The organism is Vibrio sp. V01_P9A10T6 (genome assembly GCF_963877065.1).
Lineage (GTDB): Bacteria > Pseudomonadota > Gammaproteobacteria > Enterobacterales > Vibrionaceae > Vibrio > Vibrio anguillarum.
Genome location: NZ_CAWNTB010000207.1, coordinates 1 through 15294, shown reverse-complemented (window position 1 = coordinate 15294; position 15294 = coordinate 1). Strand labels below are relative to the sequence as shown.

15 protein-coding genes are annotated in these 15294 nt (G+C 42.9%); 10 read left to right on the top strand and 5 right to left on the bottom strand.

Annotated features, from left to right (window positions below; all coding sequences use genetic code 11):
• The first annotated feature begins 283 nt into the window (after positions 1-283).
• From AACQ21_RS16105 to AACQ21_RS16075, 7 genes are all read left to right on the top strand, one after another.
• Positions 284-469 (top strand): hypothetical protein, encoded by a 186-nt coding sequence (locus AACQ21_RS16105; protein WP_010320694.1) that lies wholly within the window; start codon positions 284-286, stop codon positions 467-469.
• Positions 470-614: 145 nt separating this feature from the next.
• Positions 615-1994, top strand: a complete 1380-nt coding sequence (locus AACQ21_RS16100) for a YcjX family protein (protein WP_105976508.1) — start codon at positions 615-617, stop codon at positions 1992-1994.
• Positions 1991-3016 (top strand): YcjF family protein, encoded by a 1026-nt coding sequence (locus AACQ21_RS16095; RefSeq protein WP_105976507.1) that lies wholly within the window; start codon positions 1991-1993, stop codon positions 3014-3016. Before AACQ21_RS16100 ends, AACQ21_RS16095 begins: the two co-directional genes overlap by 4 nt.
• 122 nt (positions 3017-3138) lie before the next feature.
• Positions 3139-4683 carry a transcriptional regulator TyrR gene (gene tyrR, locus AACQ21_RS16090; protein ID WP_017043611.1) on the top strand — a complete coding sequence of 515 codons (1545 nt, stop codon included), beginning with the start codon at positions 3139-3141 and terminating at the stop codon, positions 4681-4683.
• Positions 4680-5261, top strand: coding sequence for a ribosomal protein S5-alanine N-acetyltransferase (rimJ, locus tag AACQ21_RS16085; RefSeq protein WP_017043610.1), 582 nt, complete (start codon positions 4680-4682; stop codon positions 5259-5261). The genes tyrR and rimJ overlap by 4 nt, the downstream gene beginning before the upstream one ends.
• Positions 5262-5326: 65 nt before the next feature.
• The gene (locus AACQ21_RS16080; RefSeq protein ID WP_105976506.1) at positions 5327-5800 is read left to right on the top strand and encodes a DUF2947 domain-containing protein; all 474 of its coding nucleotides are present in this window, start codon (positions 5327-5329) and stop codon (positions 5798-5800) included.
• 141 nt (positions 5801-5941) lie between these two features.
• Positions 5942-6928, top strand: coding sequence for a GGDEF domain-containing protein (locus AACQ21_RS16075; protein WP_013856784.1), 987 nt, complete (start codon positions 5942-5944; stop codon positions 6926-6928).
• Positions 6929-6938: 10 nt separating this feature from the next.
• Here AACQ21_RS16075 and AACQ21_RS16070 read toward each other — a convergent pair whose 3' ends face one another.
• The 3 genes from AACQ21_RS16070 to AACQ21_RS16060 form a co-directional block, all read right to left on the bottom strand.
• Positions 6939-7793, bottom strand: coding sequence for an EamA family transporter (locus tag AACQ21_RS16070; RefSeq protein ID WP_029189817.1), 855 nt, complete (start codon positions 7791-7793; stop codon positions 6939-6941).
• Positions 7794-7935: 142 nt separating this feature from the next.
• Complete coding sequence (alr, locus tag AACQ21_RS16065; RefSeq protein ID WP_105976505.1) at positions 7936-9159, bottom strand: alanine racemase; 1224 nt, start codon at positions 9157-9159, stop codon at positions 7936-7938.
• 54 nt (positions 9160-9213) lie between these two features.
• Positions 9214-10845, bottom strand: coding sequence for a methyl-accepting chemotaxis protein (locus AACQ21_RS16060; protein WP_026027984.1), 1632 nt, complete (start codon positions 10843-10845; stop codon positions 9214-9216).
• Positions 10846-11249: 404 nt separating this feature from the next.
• Here AACQ21_RS16060 and AACQ21_RS16055 point away from each other — a divergent pair, with 404 nt between their 5' ends.
• Genes AACQ21_RS16055 through AACQ21_RS16045 form a run of 3 tightly spaced genes read left to right on the top strand, consistent with a single transcriptional unit; the run spans position 11250 to position 14474 of the window.
• Entirely contained in the window at positions 11250-12668 is a 1419-nt protein-coding gene (locus AACQ21_RS16055) for an SLC13 family permease (RefSeq protein WP_026028719.1), read from the top strand.
• A gap of 8 nt (positions 12669-12676) precedes the next feature.
• Positions 12677-14014, top strand: coding sequence for an ATP-binding protein (locus AACQ21_RS16050; RefSeq protein ID WP_105976504.1), 1338 nt, complete (start codon positions 12677-12679; stop codon positions 14012-14014).
• Positions 14001-14474, top strand: a complete 474-nt coding sequence (locus tag AACQ21_RS16045; RefSeq protein WP_105976503.1) for a response regulator — start codon at positions 14001-14003, stop codon at positions 14472-14474. The genes AACQ21_RS16050 and AACQ21_RS16045 overlap by 14 nt, the downstream gene beginning before the upstream one ends.
• A gap of 50 nt (positions 14475-14524) precedes the next feature.
• Here AACQ21_RS16045 and AACQ21_RS16040 read toward each other — a convergent pair whose 3' ends face one another.
• Together AACQ21_RS16040 and cspE are read right to left on the bottom strand one after the other, a co-directional pair.
• Positions 14525-14734, bottom strand: a complete 210-nt coding sequence (locus tag AACQ21_RS16040) for a hypothetical protein (protein ID WP_013856790.1) — start codon at positions 14732-14734, stop codon at positions 14525-14527.
• Between the two features lie 279 nt (positions 14735-15013).
• Positions 15014-15226 carry a transcription antiterminator/RNA stability regulator CspE gene (gene cspE / locus AACQ21_RS16035; RefSeq protein WP_010317961.1) on the bottom strand — a complete coding sequence of 71 codons (213 nt, stop codon included), beginning with the start codon at positions 15224-15226 and terminating at the stop codon, positions 15014-15016.
• Positions 15227-15294: the final 68 nt, after the last annotated feature.

Sequence of the window (15294 nt, the reverse complement as noted above, 5' to 3'; positions counted from 1 at the left end):
AAAGGGTGTAAGAAAGCATGTTTTGTTGTATTCGAAGGTTTAAGTAGTGAAGCCATTTATGAATGCGAATGTGCAGACATGCCCGTCACCGTTGCCGAGGGCTCCTAGTGCGAGGATTAACCCCAAAAAAGCCCAGACTCATGGAAAGTGAAGTTTGCCGAAGCTCAAAAGAAAGCTTAATCTGATCTCATCGCGTTCTCACGATAACTGCAGCTTAGGCTGCAGTTATCGTCTATAAATCAGTAGATAATTGAAATGCTCATTTGCAAAACTAGGAGGGTAGATGCCTCGTTTTATTAAAATATTACAAATTATTATCGCTATTGTGGTTGGGGTTTTCCTCGGCTATGACCTTATTCTACATGGCATCAGCATCTTCGATGATAAGTACGTCACAATCACCTGCGTGTTATGGGTGATGCTTGAGGCTGCATTGTTTGTGATTTATAAATTAATAGAAGATGATTGAGCCGATGTGAGCGGCTCAACACAGAACAGCGAATTTTTTGGCCAAAAAAGCCTAAGCCTCTGATTCTTGTCAGGGGCTTTTTGTTCATCTCTGATTAAGGTGAATACACATAAAGTAGCGTCATCAAATGAAGTGGAGTGAGTGAATGAAGCACATTCGTCGAGAAATGACTGATTTAATTAACCGTGGATTAGATTCGCACGTTCGAATTGCTGTCACGGGGTTATCGCGAGCGGGGAAAACGGCTTTTATTACCTCCTTAGTGAACCAATTACTGCACACCTCTACCCATGATAATTTACCGCTATTTTCCGCAACGCGTGACCGACGCATTGTGGGTGCAAAACGTGTCCCTCAAACTAACTTAATGGTTCCACGCTTTGCTTACGATGAAGCGATGTCACAGTTACACAGCGAACCGCCACATTGGCCTGTGCCCACTCGTGACGTCAGCGAAATTCGCCTAGCGATCAAATACAAACCTAAAAAGCGCAGTAAAAAATTATTTGGTCACACGGCCACACTTTATCTCGATATCATCGACTATCCGGGGGAATGGCTGTTGGATCTGCCTCTGCTCGAAATGACCTATGAACAGTGGTCAGAACAGCAGTTTTCAGCGCTAAGTGAACTACGTTCCTCATTAGCCGAGCTGTGGCTTGAAGGGTTAGCTAAACTTGATGTAACACAAGACGCCAATGAGCAAAAGCTTGCTTCACTGTCGATGCTGTTTACGGAGTATTTGCACGCGTGTAAAAATGCCGGTTTGCATTGGGTTCAACCGGGGCGTTTTGTGTTGCCGGGAGAGCTAGAAGGTGCGCCTGTTCTGCAATTTTTCCCATGCCGTAATCCGTACGGTGAAGACAAGCCGGCTCCCAATAGTAATTACAGCATGTTAAAAGCACGCTATGAAGAATACCAAAACAAGGTTGTGAAAGCTTTTTACAAAAATTATTTTGCCACGTTTGATCGGCAGATTGTGTTAGTCGATTGCTTATCTCCACTCAATGACGGCTACGATTCCTTTTTGGATATGCGTCGTGCGCTTGAACAGATTATGCATAGCTTTCGTTATGGCCGTAATGGTTTACTCAAGCGTCTGTTTGCACCCAAGATAGACAAAGTTCTGTTTGCCGCAACCAAAGCGGATCATGTCACCCCTGAACAACACCCGCATTTGGTGTCGTTACTGCAGCAGATGGTTCATCCTGCTTGGCAAAGCGCCGCCTATGAGAATATTGAGATGAGTTGCATCAGTATGGCATCGATACAGGCCACACAAGCGGGTTTTATTGATAGCGGTGAGCGCACCATTCCAGCCTTACAAGGCGTGACGCTCAATGGCGAAACTTTGACCATTTTCCCCGGCGATGTGCCGAAAAAGTTACCTAACAAAGAGTATTGGCAGCATCAAGGGTTTGAATTCACCAGTTTTAAACCAAGAGCATTTAGCTGTGATGAACCTTGCCCTCATATCCGTTTAGATAAAGCGTTGGAATATTTAATTGGAGATAAGCTGAAATGAGTGATTTAAAAACCAAGCAAATCTTTAATCAAAAATTAGAACCACAACAGAAGGGTACGCCAGAGCTTACGGCTCAACAGCAATTTCAAAATAATGAAGCCTTCATTCCAATGCCGATCAGCAATGAAGAGGGTGCTGCGGAAAAAGAGTTGGAGCAAATCATTCGTCCACCACAAGGTCGGAGATGGAGAGCTGCGGCATTAGTTATAAGCTTCGCAGGTTTAATCGGTTGGCAAGCTATCGATTCAGTTATCACGGCGATTCAATCAGCGGACTGGTTAGCATTAGGCTGGGCGGGATTTATTGCTGGTTTGGCATCGTTAGGCTTAAGTACCTTAATCAAAGAGCTGTGGAAGTTACGAGCACTTCGCCATCATTTTAGTATTCAAGAGCAAAGCGAACAGCTTATGCAAACCGACAGCGTTGGCCATGGGCTCGCGTTCTGCCAAGCTCTAGCTAAACAAAGTGGCATAAAAACCGAAAGCCCAGCCTATGATCGATGGTTAAACAGCGTCAATGCTTCACACAGCGATGCTGAAATACTCGATATGTACGATGCTATGGTGGTGAGTGAACAAGATAAACAAGCAACCAAAATCGTCTCACAATATTCAACAGAAGCAGCCGCTTTAGTGGCAATTAGCCCTTTAGCCATCGCAGATATGTTGTTAGTGGCATGGCGTAATTTCACTATGATTGATCAACTGGCAAAACTGTATGGAGTGCCATTGGGTTACTGGTCTCGTCTCTCTTTATTTAAGTCCGTATTGATTAATATGGCTGCGGTAGGTGCCAGCGAACTCGCTATCGACGCCAGCATGGATCTCCTTTCTATGGATTTAGCCGGAAAAGTATCCGCGCGGGCAGGGCAAGGTTTAGGAGTGGGAATATTGACCGCTCGTCTTGGTTTGAAAGCCATGGCACTGCTCAGGCCGATGGCATGGCAGCCAGACAGAAAAGTAAAATTAGGGGCGATTCGCAAACAGATCGTCGCAAGAATCGCCGCGCTTACGGTGAAATAAGCAACATTTATCAAATAATATGCCCGAATGTGAACCTCAAAACATGAGATAACTTGACGCCATACAAGGCTTGATAGAAACTACTGTCAACTTTTCCTGACACTTTTTATTAGGATTTTTAAGTGCGTCTTGAAGTCTCTTGTGAAGATAGACTCGGCCTAACCCGAGAACTACTCGATATTCTTGCATCGAGAAACATTGATTTGCGTGGGATTGAAATCGATGTCATCGGCATTATTTACCTCAACTGCCCTGACATTGATTTTGAAACATTCAGTGAATTGATGGCTGAAATTCGCCGAATTTCTGGCGTAAAAGATGTTCGGAAAATTCAATTCATGCCCATGGAGCGGCATAATACCGAGTTAATTTCATTACTCAACAACGTGCCTGATGCGGTGCTGGCGATTGATCTGAAAGGGTTTGTTGATATGGCAAACTATTCAGCATTATCGCTGTTTAACAAAACAGAGAAAGAGGTGATAGGGCAGCCCATTTCGGCATTATTACCTTTCTTTAACCTATCACGCTGGCTTGAAGGCAACAAAGCACGACAACGTGAGGAGATCGTGCACGATGGTCTCGATTATCTGATGGAGATGATGCCTGTTTATATTACGGGTGAGTCGAAAGAATCCACCTTGGCAAGTACCATGATGATGATTCGTTCTAAAAGCCCTAGCGGCGTCGTCGATGATGCTTTGCCTTTACACAATAACCTTGGTTTTGAACATTTTGTCGGAGTTTCTAACCGCCATAAAGCGCTCATTAGCCAAGCTAAGAAGCTGTCAATGCTTGATCAACCTTTGCTTATAGAAGGCGAAACCGGAACGGGTAAAGAGATGTTGGCCAAGGCTTGCCATAATCGCTCTCACCGGGCCTCCTTTCCTTTCTTAGTTCTGAGTTGTGCTTCAATGCCGGATGATGTTGCGGAAACGGAGTTGTTTGGTCATGCGCCAGGGTCATTTAATCATCAACAAGGCCATAAAGGTATTTTTGAACAGGCGAATGGCGGCACCGTTTTTCTCGATGAAATCGGGGAGATGAGCCCTCATTTACAAATTAAACTACTGCGCTTCTTGCAAGATGGTACATTCCGCCGCGTTGGTGAGGAGCATGAAGTTCATGTTAATGTTCGTGTGATTGCCTCGACGCGTCACAAGTTGGCAGATTTAGCCGAATCAGGCGCATTTCGTGAAGATCTTTTTTATCGTCTGAATGTGTTAACTCTCCGTATTCCTACTTTGCGTGAGCGGCCTAACGACATTCAACCATTGCTTGAACTATTCGTGGCGAAACACATTAAGAAAATGGGTATGGCCAAACCACTACTAGCGGAAGATTTGGCGGATCAGCTCTCTCATTACCAATGGCCAGGCAACGTACGACAGTTGGACAACATGGTGCTCAGGGCGCTAACGGAGATGTCTGATAATCAGTTAACAGTGGATCTCTTCCATCTGCCACAGCTTGAAACCGTTCATACTGGCAATACCCATGTCAATCTTGATGGCTCATTAGATGACATCATGAAAGAGTATGAATCTCAAATTTTGGAACGTTTATATCAGTCTTTCCCTTCAAGCCGTAAGTTGGCCAAGCGTTTAAACGTATCACACACCTCTATCGCCAATAAGCTACGCGACTACGGAATTAGGAAAAATTGATGCAGTCATGCAGCACCTTGTCCCAAGTGTATGAAGTGGACAATGATATTTTAGTGCGAACCGCAAAACTTGAAGATGCGGAGATGATCGCCGCCTATTTTACGAGTAATCGTGAACATTTACGGCCTTGGGAACCTAAGCGAGAAGCGGCGTTTTTTGAGGCTCACGGGTGGGCACAGCGGCTGATTAAACTCGGTGAGCTGCATAAAATGCAATTAGGCTATTATTTGCTCATCATCGATATTAACAGTGGTGACATGCTTGGCACCATTTCGTTTAGTAACCTCTCACGCTTTCCATTTTATGCTTGTAATCTCGGCTATTCGTTAGCGAAGAATGCACAAGGTAAAGGCATCATGGGCCGTGCATTAAAAATGGCGTGCCACTACATGTTTAAGGTACAAAACCTACACCGTATCATGGCTGGTTATATGCCAATCAACAAACGCAGTGAAGCGGTGTTGATGAAAATGGGCTTTCAGGCCGAAGGTCACGCTAAAAATTATTTGCTCATTGATGGCCAATGGGAAGATCACAACCTAACAGCATTGGTTAATGCTGATTGGCGCCCAAGCTAATGGGTTATCGTTTTAAAAGTAAAGCGGCTATATTCACAAGTCAGCTAAAACATTAAGGAAATTCAATGTCGTATTTGCCTTTGGATCAATACCAAAGAAAATGGATTTTCACTCACCAATCAATGCCAGTTCCTAAGCAAGATCTGGTGCATATTAAACCCATGTCTCAAGCCAGAGCGGCGCAGTTTTGGCTGGAAAATATCAGTGCTCAAAGCCCAGATTCAGAGAGGTTAAGTTCTCAAGATTGGCCTCGTAAAGCAGGCAGTTGGATCAATGAAATCAGTTGGATGAAAGAATGGGAAAGTGACGATGAATCATTACCCGTTGATATTTTGGCCCATATTGATTGGCAAAATGACGTGACCGTTTATTTTTGTTATGAAAAGTACAATATTATCGAAACTCAATGGTCGGTATTTAAAAAATACTGGAAAAACTTCTTATTTTACGATGATGGACCAATCTTATTGGGGCGTCGCCGTGCTCAAGCGTTATGGTTTGGTTCAAATGGCAAAGTCAAATTGGGTAATAGAAAGTAACGAATAAACGAATAAAAAGCAGCTTAGGCTGCTTTTTATTCGTTCTACAGTACTCGAGAGTTATTTAATTGATACAAACTTTATAACATCACGCTACCCATTCTTTCCTATACTGATCATAAGAGATGTTCGGGAGGGCGCATGGACGATAAAATTCTCCAATCTGTTGTTGAAATTACGGGGCAGAAAAATGCGGTGTCATTGGGTTATTGTGTCATCAGCGCTCTAGTCGAGATGTTGCCTCTGAAATCGGCCTGCTTAGAACATTATATTGGCCCTCATTCCTATGTCATTGCAAAAGCTACTATCTGTAGCCGTATACCTGGAAAATTTGAAATTAACTGGGAATATGAGGGCGAGACGGTTCCAAGTTATGAACATAACCATTCTGATATCGAGCCCAAAATAGAAGATTTAGGTACAAACGGATACCATTGCATTTACCCTATTGCGATCAACGATAGTTTTTCTGCTAGGTTGTCTCTGATTCTAAAAGTTCCGCCCAAACAATATCGAATGCTCATTGAAGGCTTTGTTAAAATTTACCAAAATTACGTTTTATTATTGCATGAAAATGAGCGTGACAAGCTGACAGGGTTGTTGAATCGAAGGACGTTAGAGGATAGGTTGCGCCTTAGCTTTGATGTGCTTCCTGAAACGGCGACAGTAGGCTCAGTGATGCCTTGGGTTGCCATCATTGATCTCGACCATTTTAAACGGATCAATGATAATTTTGGCCATCTGATTGGCGATGAAGTTTTGCTCTTGGTGGCTCAGCAAATGCAGAATTTTTTTCTTAATCAAGAACAACTGTTTCGGTTTGGAGGAGAAGAGTTCGTCATTATTTTCCCTGCCAGTGAGTATGAGGTCGTGCTAAACAGAACCGAGAGGTTTAGACAGCACATAGAGCAGTTTCGTTTTCCTCAGGTTCAACATATCACGCTTAGCATTGGTATCTGCTCTATCTCGCCAAGAGAATATCTCTCAACGATTTTAGATAGAGCAGACAAAGCACTCTACTTCGCCAAAAACCACGGTCGCAATCAAGTACAATGTTATGAAGACTTGTTGCGGAGCGGTGTATTCATTGAAAACGAAGAGGGGGACAGTAGTGCCGAACTATTTTGAACGGTTCACCTTATTTCTTCGCCGATAGCGTACTACCCATTGAGGCAGTGATGATCATCGTAATGGCGATCCATTGCGTTAAGCTTAATTGTTCTTGAAGAATAATTAATCCAGCTAATGCGGCGATGGCGGGCTCTAAGCTCATTAACACACTAAAGTGTTGTGTAGACAAACGCTTTAAAGCCGACATTTCTAGGCAATAAGGTACCGCGCTTGAAAGAATCGCGACAGATAACGCCATAGGCAGTATTGACCACGTAAAAATAGACGCCTCTGATAATACAACGCCGATTGGAAACGCAAACAGGGCCGCAATCGTCATTCCTATCGCAACGGTTGAGCCTCCAGAACCGACACTGCCCGCCCTTTGACCAAACCATATGTAGGCTGCCCAGCATCCGCCGGCCGCTAAAGCCAGTGCAACGCCAATCGGATCAAGTGCATCGACACCCGTTAGATCGGGCAATAAAAAAACAATACCCAAAATAGCAAGCGCAACCCAAATCAGATCTTTTTTGCGTTTAGATGAGAGAAATGCAATGAGTAATGGCCCAGAAAACTCCAACGCAACCCCAATACCAAGAGGAATTCGTTCAATAGCAAAATAGAACATCAGTTGCATGCCACCTAGGCTTGCTCCGTAAATGATCATTGAGCGCCATTGTGAAAGAGAAAGTCGTAACTGCCATGGGCGAAAAATCATTAACAGTATTAATGCAGAGAGACCAACGCGCAGTGCAATTGTTCCACCTGGACCAACAATAGGAAATAGCTGCTTGGCTAGTGACGCGCCAGATTGAATGGTGGTCATGGCCAAGAGTAGAGTTAACACAGCCAAGAATATAGGAGATTTAATCGGTCGCATGCGCATCCATATGAAATAAAAGGAACGGGCCGATTATGCCTGAAAAATAAAGGGGTTAATAGGAACAACGAGCGGTGAATTAAAAGGGGATACCGTGAGTGCAAAACACTCACGGACCAAAAGATAAATAAGTGGGCTTGGCTTAGTGGATGTAGAAACGAGGGTTTGTCGTTCCCCAAATCGTATACAGTTCAGGGAATATGAGCTCTGCATTTTCTTCCAGCTCACTGACAGTGATTCGGCCTTGCTTTTGCGCGCCAAACAAGGTGACTTCCTGATTAGGAAGAACGCCTTTCACATCGGTTACGTCAACCAATGTGGTGTTCATTGAAGTTACTCCAACCACCTTTGCTCGTTGACCGTTAATCAATACGTCACCGCGATTGCCCATTTTTCTTGGGTAACCATCTGAATAGCCAACAGGCAGATTTGCCAAAACACTCTCTTTGGTTACGCGGTATGTACTGTCATAGCCAACAGTGCTTCCTTTAGGAAGATGGTGCAATGACGCAATACGTGTTTTGAATGAGACGATTGACGGATATTCCGGGTTAGTTGGTAAGTCGCCATACAGGACGCCGCCAGGACGTACCATATCAAGTTGTGCTTCCGGTACATTGAGAGCAGTGTAGGAGTTGGCTACATGCAAAATCAGTTCATCGCGTTTTAGGTTTGCTTGCTGAATCAACCAAGCTGAATTGGTATTAAAACTGGCCAACTTGCTGCGGATTTCGTCTGGATTGTAATTGGGGAAATGCGTCATTATCCCAACAATTTGTATGTCGCTTTGGGTAGCAATCGCAATCGATTCTTGTTTTCCTGCATCGGTTGACATATCGATACCATTGCGTCCCATACCGCCATCATTTAATGCCAAATGTACTCTTATCGTTTTACCTTTTTGCTGGCTTAGCTGAGCGAGTTGCTCAGCTTGTATTTTACTACCGATTAGCTCTTCGATATCTAACTCGACACTTTGTGCGATTTCATCAATGCTCGCAGAGCGAACACGCATCAACTGGCCTTTAAAACCGCTCTCACGTACGGCTCTAGCCTCTGCATTACTGGTAATTGCGATACAAGGGATCCCTTGCGCGAGAATAGTTGGCATTAAACCGCGAATACCGTTGCCGTAAGCATCAGCCTTCATCACGGCGCAAATTTTAGTTTGGCTGTTGATGTGGCTCTTAAACTGCTCAATATTTTGTTTGAATTGGCCAAGATCGATCTCAAGCCAAGTATTGGATTGCTGAATTTCTTGTATAGAAGGCTCACTGACGTTAAGGCTTAAAGGTGCAGAAGTCGCTGAAAAAGAGGGTAAAGCCATGGCAATTGACAGTGTAAGAAAAGAGGCTTTGAAATTCATTCTATCTCCTAGGTAAGTAAAAACAAGAAAGCCCCGTTAGGGGCTGACTCTATTTTAGTTAAGTTTGAAACGCCCCATTGCATCTTGCAATGTGACCGATAATTGACTGAGTTCGTGGCAAGCTTGCGCCGTTTGTTCTGAACCCTGCGCGACTTCTTGTGAAGCCGTATGGATATTTTCAATGTTGCGGCTTAGTTCATCGGCAACGGAATCTTGTTCACTACAAGCGCTGGCGATTTGTGTTCCCATATCCGCAATTTGAGCTACTGAGTTTTCAATTGAAACCATCAATTGCTGCGAGTGAGTTCCTTGAACGACGCAAGAATCAATGCTGACGCGCGAACGTTCGGTTGCTTCTTTTGCTTCGCCTGCCATGGTTTGTAATTTTTCAATAATGGTTGTGATTTCGCCAGTTGAAGCTTGAGTTCTTCCCGCAAGGGTGCGCACTTCATCGGCAACAACAGCAAAGCCTCGGCCAGATTCACCAGCGCGGGCTGCTTCAATCGCAGCGTTCAGTGCCAATAGGTTTGTTTGCTCAGCGATGTTACGAATAACGTCAAGTACCACGTTAATTTGTGTGGATTGTTGTTCTAAATTTGCAACGGTTTCGCCAGCCTGACCAATAATTGTAGCCACTTGTTGAATGGAGCTCACCATCGCGGCATTGTCTGTCGCACCCTCTTTGGCTTTAGTGTTGGCACTACTTGCTTGTGATGCTGAGTCTTCCGTGTTGCGTGCTACATCGGCCACTGCGGCTTTCATTTGCGTCATCGCTGTTGCGACTTGTGTGATCTGATATTGCTGCTCTTTCATACCTTGAGCTGAGATATTGGAGATTTGACTCATCTCTTCCACAGCACTGCTCAGTTGTGTTACAGCGGAGATGATCTCTTCGATCAGTTGACGTAAATTGTTCTGCATCTTTTGTGAGGCATCGGCAAGTTCACCTAATTCGTCATTGCCAATAGCATTACGATCGATCTGTTTTGCTAAGTTACCTTCTGCAATCGCGTTTGCTTGGTCAACAACTAATCGTAAAGGTCCACAAATTATGCGAGTCAAGAAGAGGGTGATAATGACCATGACGACGATAATGGAAACATTACTGATACTTGATGAAGTGTTCAGTGTGTCAACTGCTTTAAGAATATAGCTTTTGTTGCCATCCATTGCTTTTTGCAAGATGCCAATCAGCGTTTTTATGTCGGCTTCAATTTTCGTGAAAGTTTCAAGCGATTGATTCAGTAGTTTGTGGGCATCGCTTTTATTATTGCTTTCTAAAGCCTGATTAAACTGAGTCACAATGTTTATATAACTATCCCAGTTACTCATCAGTTTTCTAAATGTCTGCTCTTCTTCGCCTGGCCAAACACTTTTACCATACTGTTTTAAACCTGCATCAACCTCTTGTTGTAATTGGCGGCTAGTCACTAGGCGTTGTTTCACTTCGTTTATATCATCGGTGAGCAAGGAAGCAAACTGCGTACGACGCCAATAGGAGAGTTTATCTCCCATTGAATCTACGTGTTGTAGTGCAGGCAGTGTATCGTCGGCAAAATTCACCAACTGACTTTTGACTTCTTGGAGTTCGCTATATAAAAACCAAGCGAAGAGGATGTTGATTAAAGCGATGAGGCTAAATGAGCCTGCAATTTTCTGTCTGATGGATAGATTTTTTAAAAACATGAATGAGTTACCTTTGATTGTTTTTGTCAAAAGTCGCTTGAGCGAACAACATCCATTTACCGACAATGTGATCTACATCCTAATTGGTCGCGGATATTATCATGTTATCTATAAATTGACGATACCTATACTATTAAAGTAGCAGATGTTTGATTGTGCAAAGATAAAACGATTGATTAATTTTAATGATGTGAGGGTGGTTGATTATTGGTTTAACACCTAAGAGTGGTGAGAGGATTTGCAAGCGACCCCTCATTCTGAGTATTTGCCTTAGTGGTAATCGTTGTTCATTGATCTAACACCAAACTTTTTGCTGAGTAACTGTAACATAATGGCAACGTTGTTCGAGATTCAAGTACACCTCTAATTATCGTTTCTATGAGTACTCAGGAAGAGTTTATATGGTGCGTCCTTACTTAAAATTTATCATCCCTATTTTAGTTCCATTACTTATTTTATTGTTGCCTATGACCGCTTTCCCTTTTGAAGGGATGACCGTAATACAGCAGCGAGTGATTGCCATCTTTTTGCTCGCCGCTCTTTGTTGGGTATTTGAACCGATCCCAATCTATGCCACATCGGTAGTCGTGATCGTGCTAGAGCTCCTAATGGTATCGGATAAAGGTATCTGGTTTATGAGGCTTGCTGAGGGAGAAGCTCATTTTGGTGGCTTGCTAAAACATACTGATATCATGGCGACGTTTGCCAGCCCAATTATTATGTTGTTTTTGGGTGGCTTTTTCTTAGCCATGGCCGCCACTAAGTATCGCTTGGATGTCAACCTTGCACGAGTGCTGCTCAAACCATTTGGCCAGAACCCCAAGTATGTCATGTTAGGCTTGATGTTAATTACTGGCATCTTCTCGATGTTTATGTCCAATACCGCAACAACAGCGATGATGCTTTCCATCTTAACGCCAGTCATCGCAGTGTTTGGCCCAAAAGATCCAGGGCGAATTGCTTTTGCTTTGTGTATTCCGGTCGCCGCTAATATTGGCGGTATAGGTACGCCAATAGGTACTCCTCCCAATGCGATCGCATTGAAATATCTGGTCGGTGAAAATTTAATTACCTTTGGTGAATGGATGGCCTTTGGGGTGCCGTTTGTGATCATAATGATGGCACTCGCATGGGTATTGATTAGCGCCATGTTTAAAGCAGAGCAACAAAAAATTGAATTGACCATTAAAGGTAAATTTTTAAAAACACCAAAAGCCATTATTGTGTATGTCACCTTTGCTCTGACCATTCTTCTTTGGTTGATGGGCTCAACCCATGGTATGAACTCTTATACTGTTGCACTGATACCTGTGGCTGTCTTTTCTCTTACTGGCATCATCAACAAAGAAGATCTAAAGAAAATTTCTTGGGATGTGCTGTGGTTAGTGTCTGGTGGTATTGCGCTAGGACTTGCATTAGACAAAACGGGGTTAGCGCAACTAGTGGTGAACAGCATTCCTTTTGCACAGTATTCACCTTACGTTGTTTTATTTGGTGCGGCATTTTTGTGCCTCATTATGGCCAATTTTATGTCACATACCGCCACCGCGAACTTATTAATGCCGATTATGGCCGCGCTTGGCGCTTCAATGACTTCGCTTACTCCATTAGGTGGAGAAATTACGTTGATTCTCGTGGTTACCTTTGCTGCATCACTTGGTATGTCATTACCTATCAGTACACCACCTAATGCGTTGGCGCATGCTACCGGGCACGTTCAAAGTAACCAAATGGCTAAAGTAGGGGTTGTCCTCGGTGTGATTGGGGTGCTGCTCAGTTTTGTTATGGTTTGGTTACTTCATGCGGTTGGTCATATCGGTTAGGTAGCATTATGTCGGATAAAAGACTTGTTGCACTCATTGATCGTTATTTTCGCCATCCTGAACGGATGGTGAAACTGCCTTCGGGAAGCATTGTCATTGAGCAAGAAGGTTATAATGATCGACTCTATTTCGTATGGTCGGGAGAATTGAGTGGCTATTACAATGAAAAAGGCGATAAACCGATAAAAGTTTTTTCAGCCGGTGCAGGTGCTTTTATTGGCGTGCACAGTTTTTTTTCTGGTGAATGGATAGCTTCTTCAACAGTGGTGGCTGAATCTACGGTAGAGCTTGCCTGGATCGACCGAACTACGGCTGTTTTAGAAGAAGATCAATATGGACCTTTAACCGCCCAGTTTACCCCCGTTATTGTGAATGAATTATCCCGCCGTCAACGACGTGCAACTCAAGAATCAGTGGCAAAAGAAAAAGCATTAGAAAGGTTATATTCGGCTGAGCAAATGACGACCTTGGGCCAGTTAGCGGCGGGCATTGCCCATGAATTGAACAATGCCATCGGGGTAGTGAGTAGCAAATCTGAGCGATTAGAAGTACTGTTTATGGAGCTGCTCGAAGAGGTTCATCCTGAAGCGAGCCTCTTTTTCGATTTTGGCTTGATGTATGGTCAGAAAGTATCGTCAAACGAAGCTAGAAGGCGAGGTGCTCTTTTCGAAAAGCAATACGCCCTGCCTAAAAATGTGGCAAGAGATTTAGCAAAAGCGGTTCCAGAAGACTACTTATCTTCGCACTGGCTGAAAAATCCACATTTAGCTATCCGTTATTGGCAAATGGGCCGTGACTTGCATGATTTACGTCTGGCCTCTAAACATACTGTTGGCATTGTTAAATCAGTAAAACAACTGGGCCGAACTGAAATTACTCAAGATGAAGAGTTCGATATTAACGATACGATCAATCGAGCATTGGCACTATTACAGAGTGATTTACGACGTGTCAGTGTCCGTATTAGGCCAGCTGCATTACCCTTATTTAAAGGATCTCAGACAGAGCTGGTACAAATTTGGGTAAACATCATCAAAAATGCCTGTGATGCGATGGCTAACATAGCAGAGCCAATGATAGAGATACAAACCAAATTAAGTAAACAACGTATATTGGTAACCATTGCTAATAACGGTCCTGAAATTAACGAAACCACTAGACGGAAAATATTCCAACCAAGCTTCACCACCAAAAAAGGAGGGTTGTCGTTTGGTTTGGGACTAGGGTTATCAATAGTGAAACGCATTGTTTCTGGGTATGGTGGAAATGTCGTACTCAAAAGTGACAATGAAAGAACAATATTTAGAATTAAATTACCCACGGAGAGCGATTATGGAGAAGCTTAATATCATTTGTGTCGATGATCAAAGGGAAGTATTAAGTGCGATACTGCAAGATCTTCAACCACTCACTTCTTGGTTGAATATTGAAGATTGTGAATCGGCTTATGAAGTATTGGATCTAATGGATGAGTTTGACGAACAAGGTGAGTATATTGCGCTGCTGATGTCAGATCATGTGATGCCAGGAAAGACAGGAGTCGAATTATTAACCGAGGTCGCAGCAGATTCCAGATTTAAGAAAACAAAGAAAATTCTGTTAACAGGGCAAGCAACACACACAGATACGATCAATGCGATTAACACTGCAGGTGTAAATAGGTATTTTGAGAAACCATGGAATGCGAAAGAGCTGGTAGATTGTGTTCGCACTTTAGTGACAGAATTCATCTTTGAAGTAGGTTTAGATTATAAAGACTATCACAACGAATTAGATCAGAAAATAGTGCTAGCAAAACTGAGATAAGTGAATAATGCCCAAATAACTTTAACGGCGGCTATTAAAGTGTTTGGGTATTAATCGATGATATTAAAATGGCCAATAAGCTTGTCATCAGCATTCAATATTTGTCCTTGAGAAGATTCTTCATCATAAATAAAATTGAGATGAAGAGTGTCTAAATTGCAATTTATCTGACTTAATATATGACGTGTCAATATGTCACTATTAAGTTGATGAATAGTCGCATTCCAAGAGCAATGTTTAATATTAAAATGAATATTCATAGTGAGCGTAATTTTTGTGTTGCTTTAGATTTAGCAAACCAAAAACGCTTTCTACCAGTTGTACGAGACATAGTAGATCTCCTTTGTAAAAATGAAAATATTACATAGATAGAAATAGGATTGTCAAAACGGTTTATGCAAAAATGGCTGAATGTTCGAACGGGATAAGCAGAGGGAACGGAGCAGAAGTTTGAGCGATAACGTTGATAACTATAATTTATAATCTAGGTAAAAATAAGAGCGCTGGCGTGGTGCCAACGCTCACACATTCATGCGAAATTATTCAGCACGTACGTTAGCAGCTTGAGGACCTTTAGCACCTTGTTCTACAACAAAAGATACTTTTTGGCCTTCTGCTAAAGTTTTGAAACCTTCAGAAGCGATAGCGCGGAAGTGTACGAATACATCTGGACCGCCGTTGCTTTGAGAAATGAAACCAAAACCTTTAGTTTCGTTGAACCATTTTACAGTGCCAGTAGTAGTGTTAGACATGTTATGTCCCTTATAAAAATAAAAAATTTTAAAATACAGGTGTTGCTTTGAGACGAATTATTTAAATG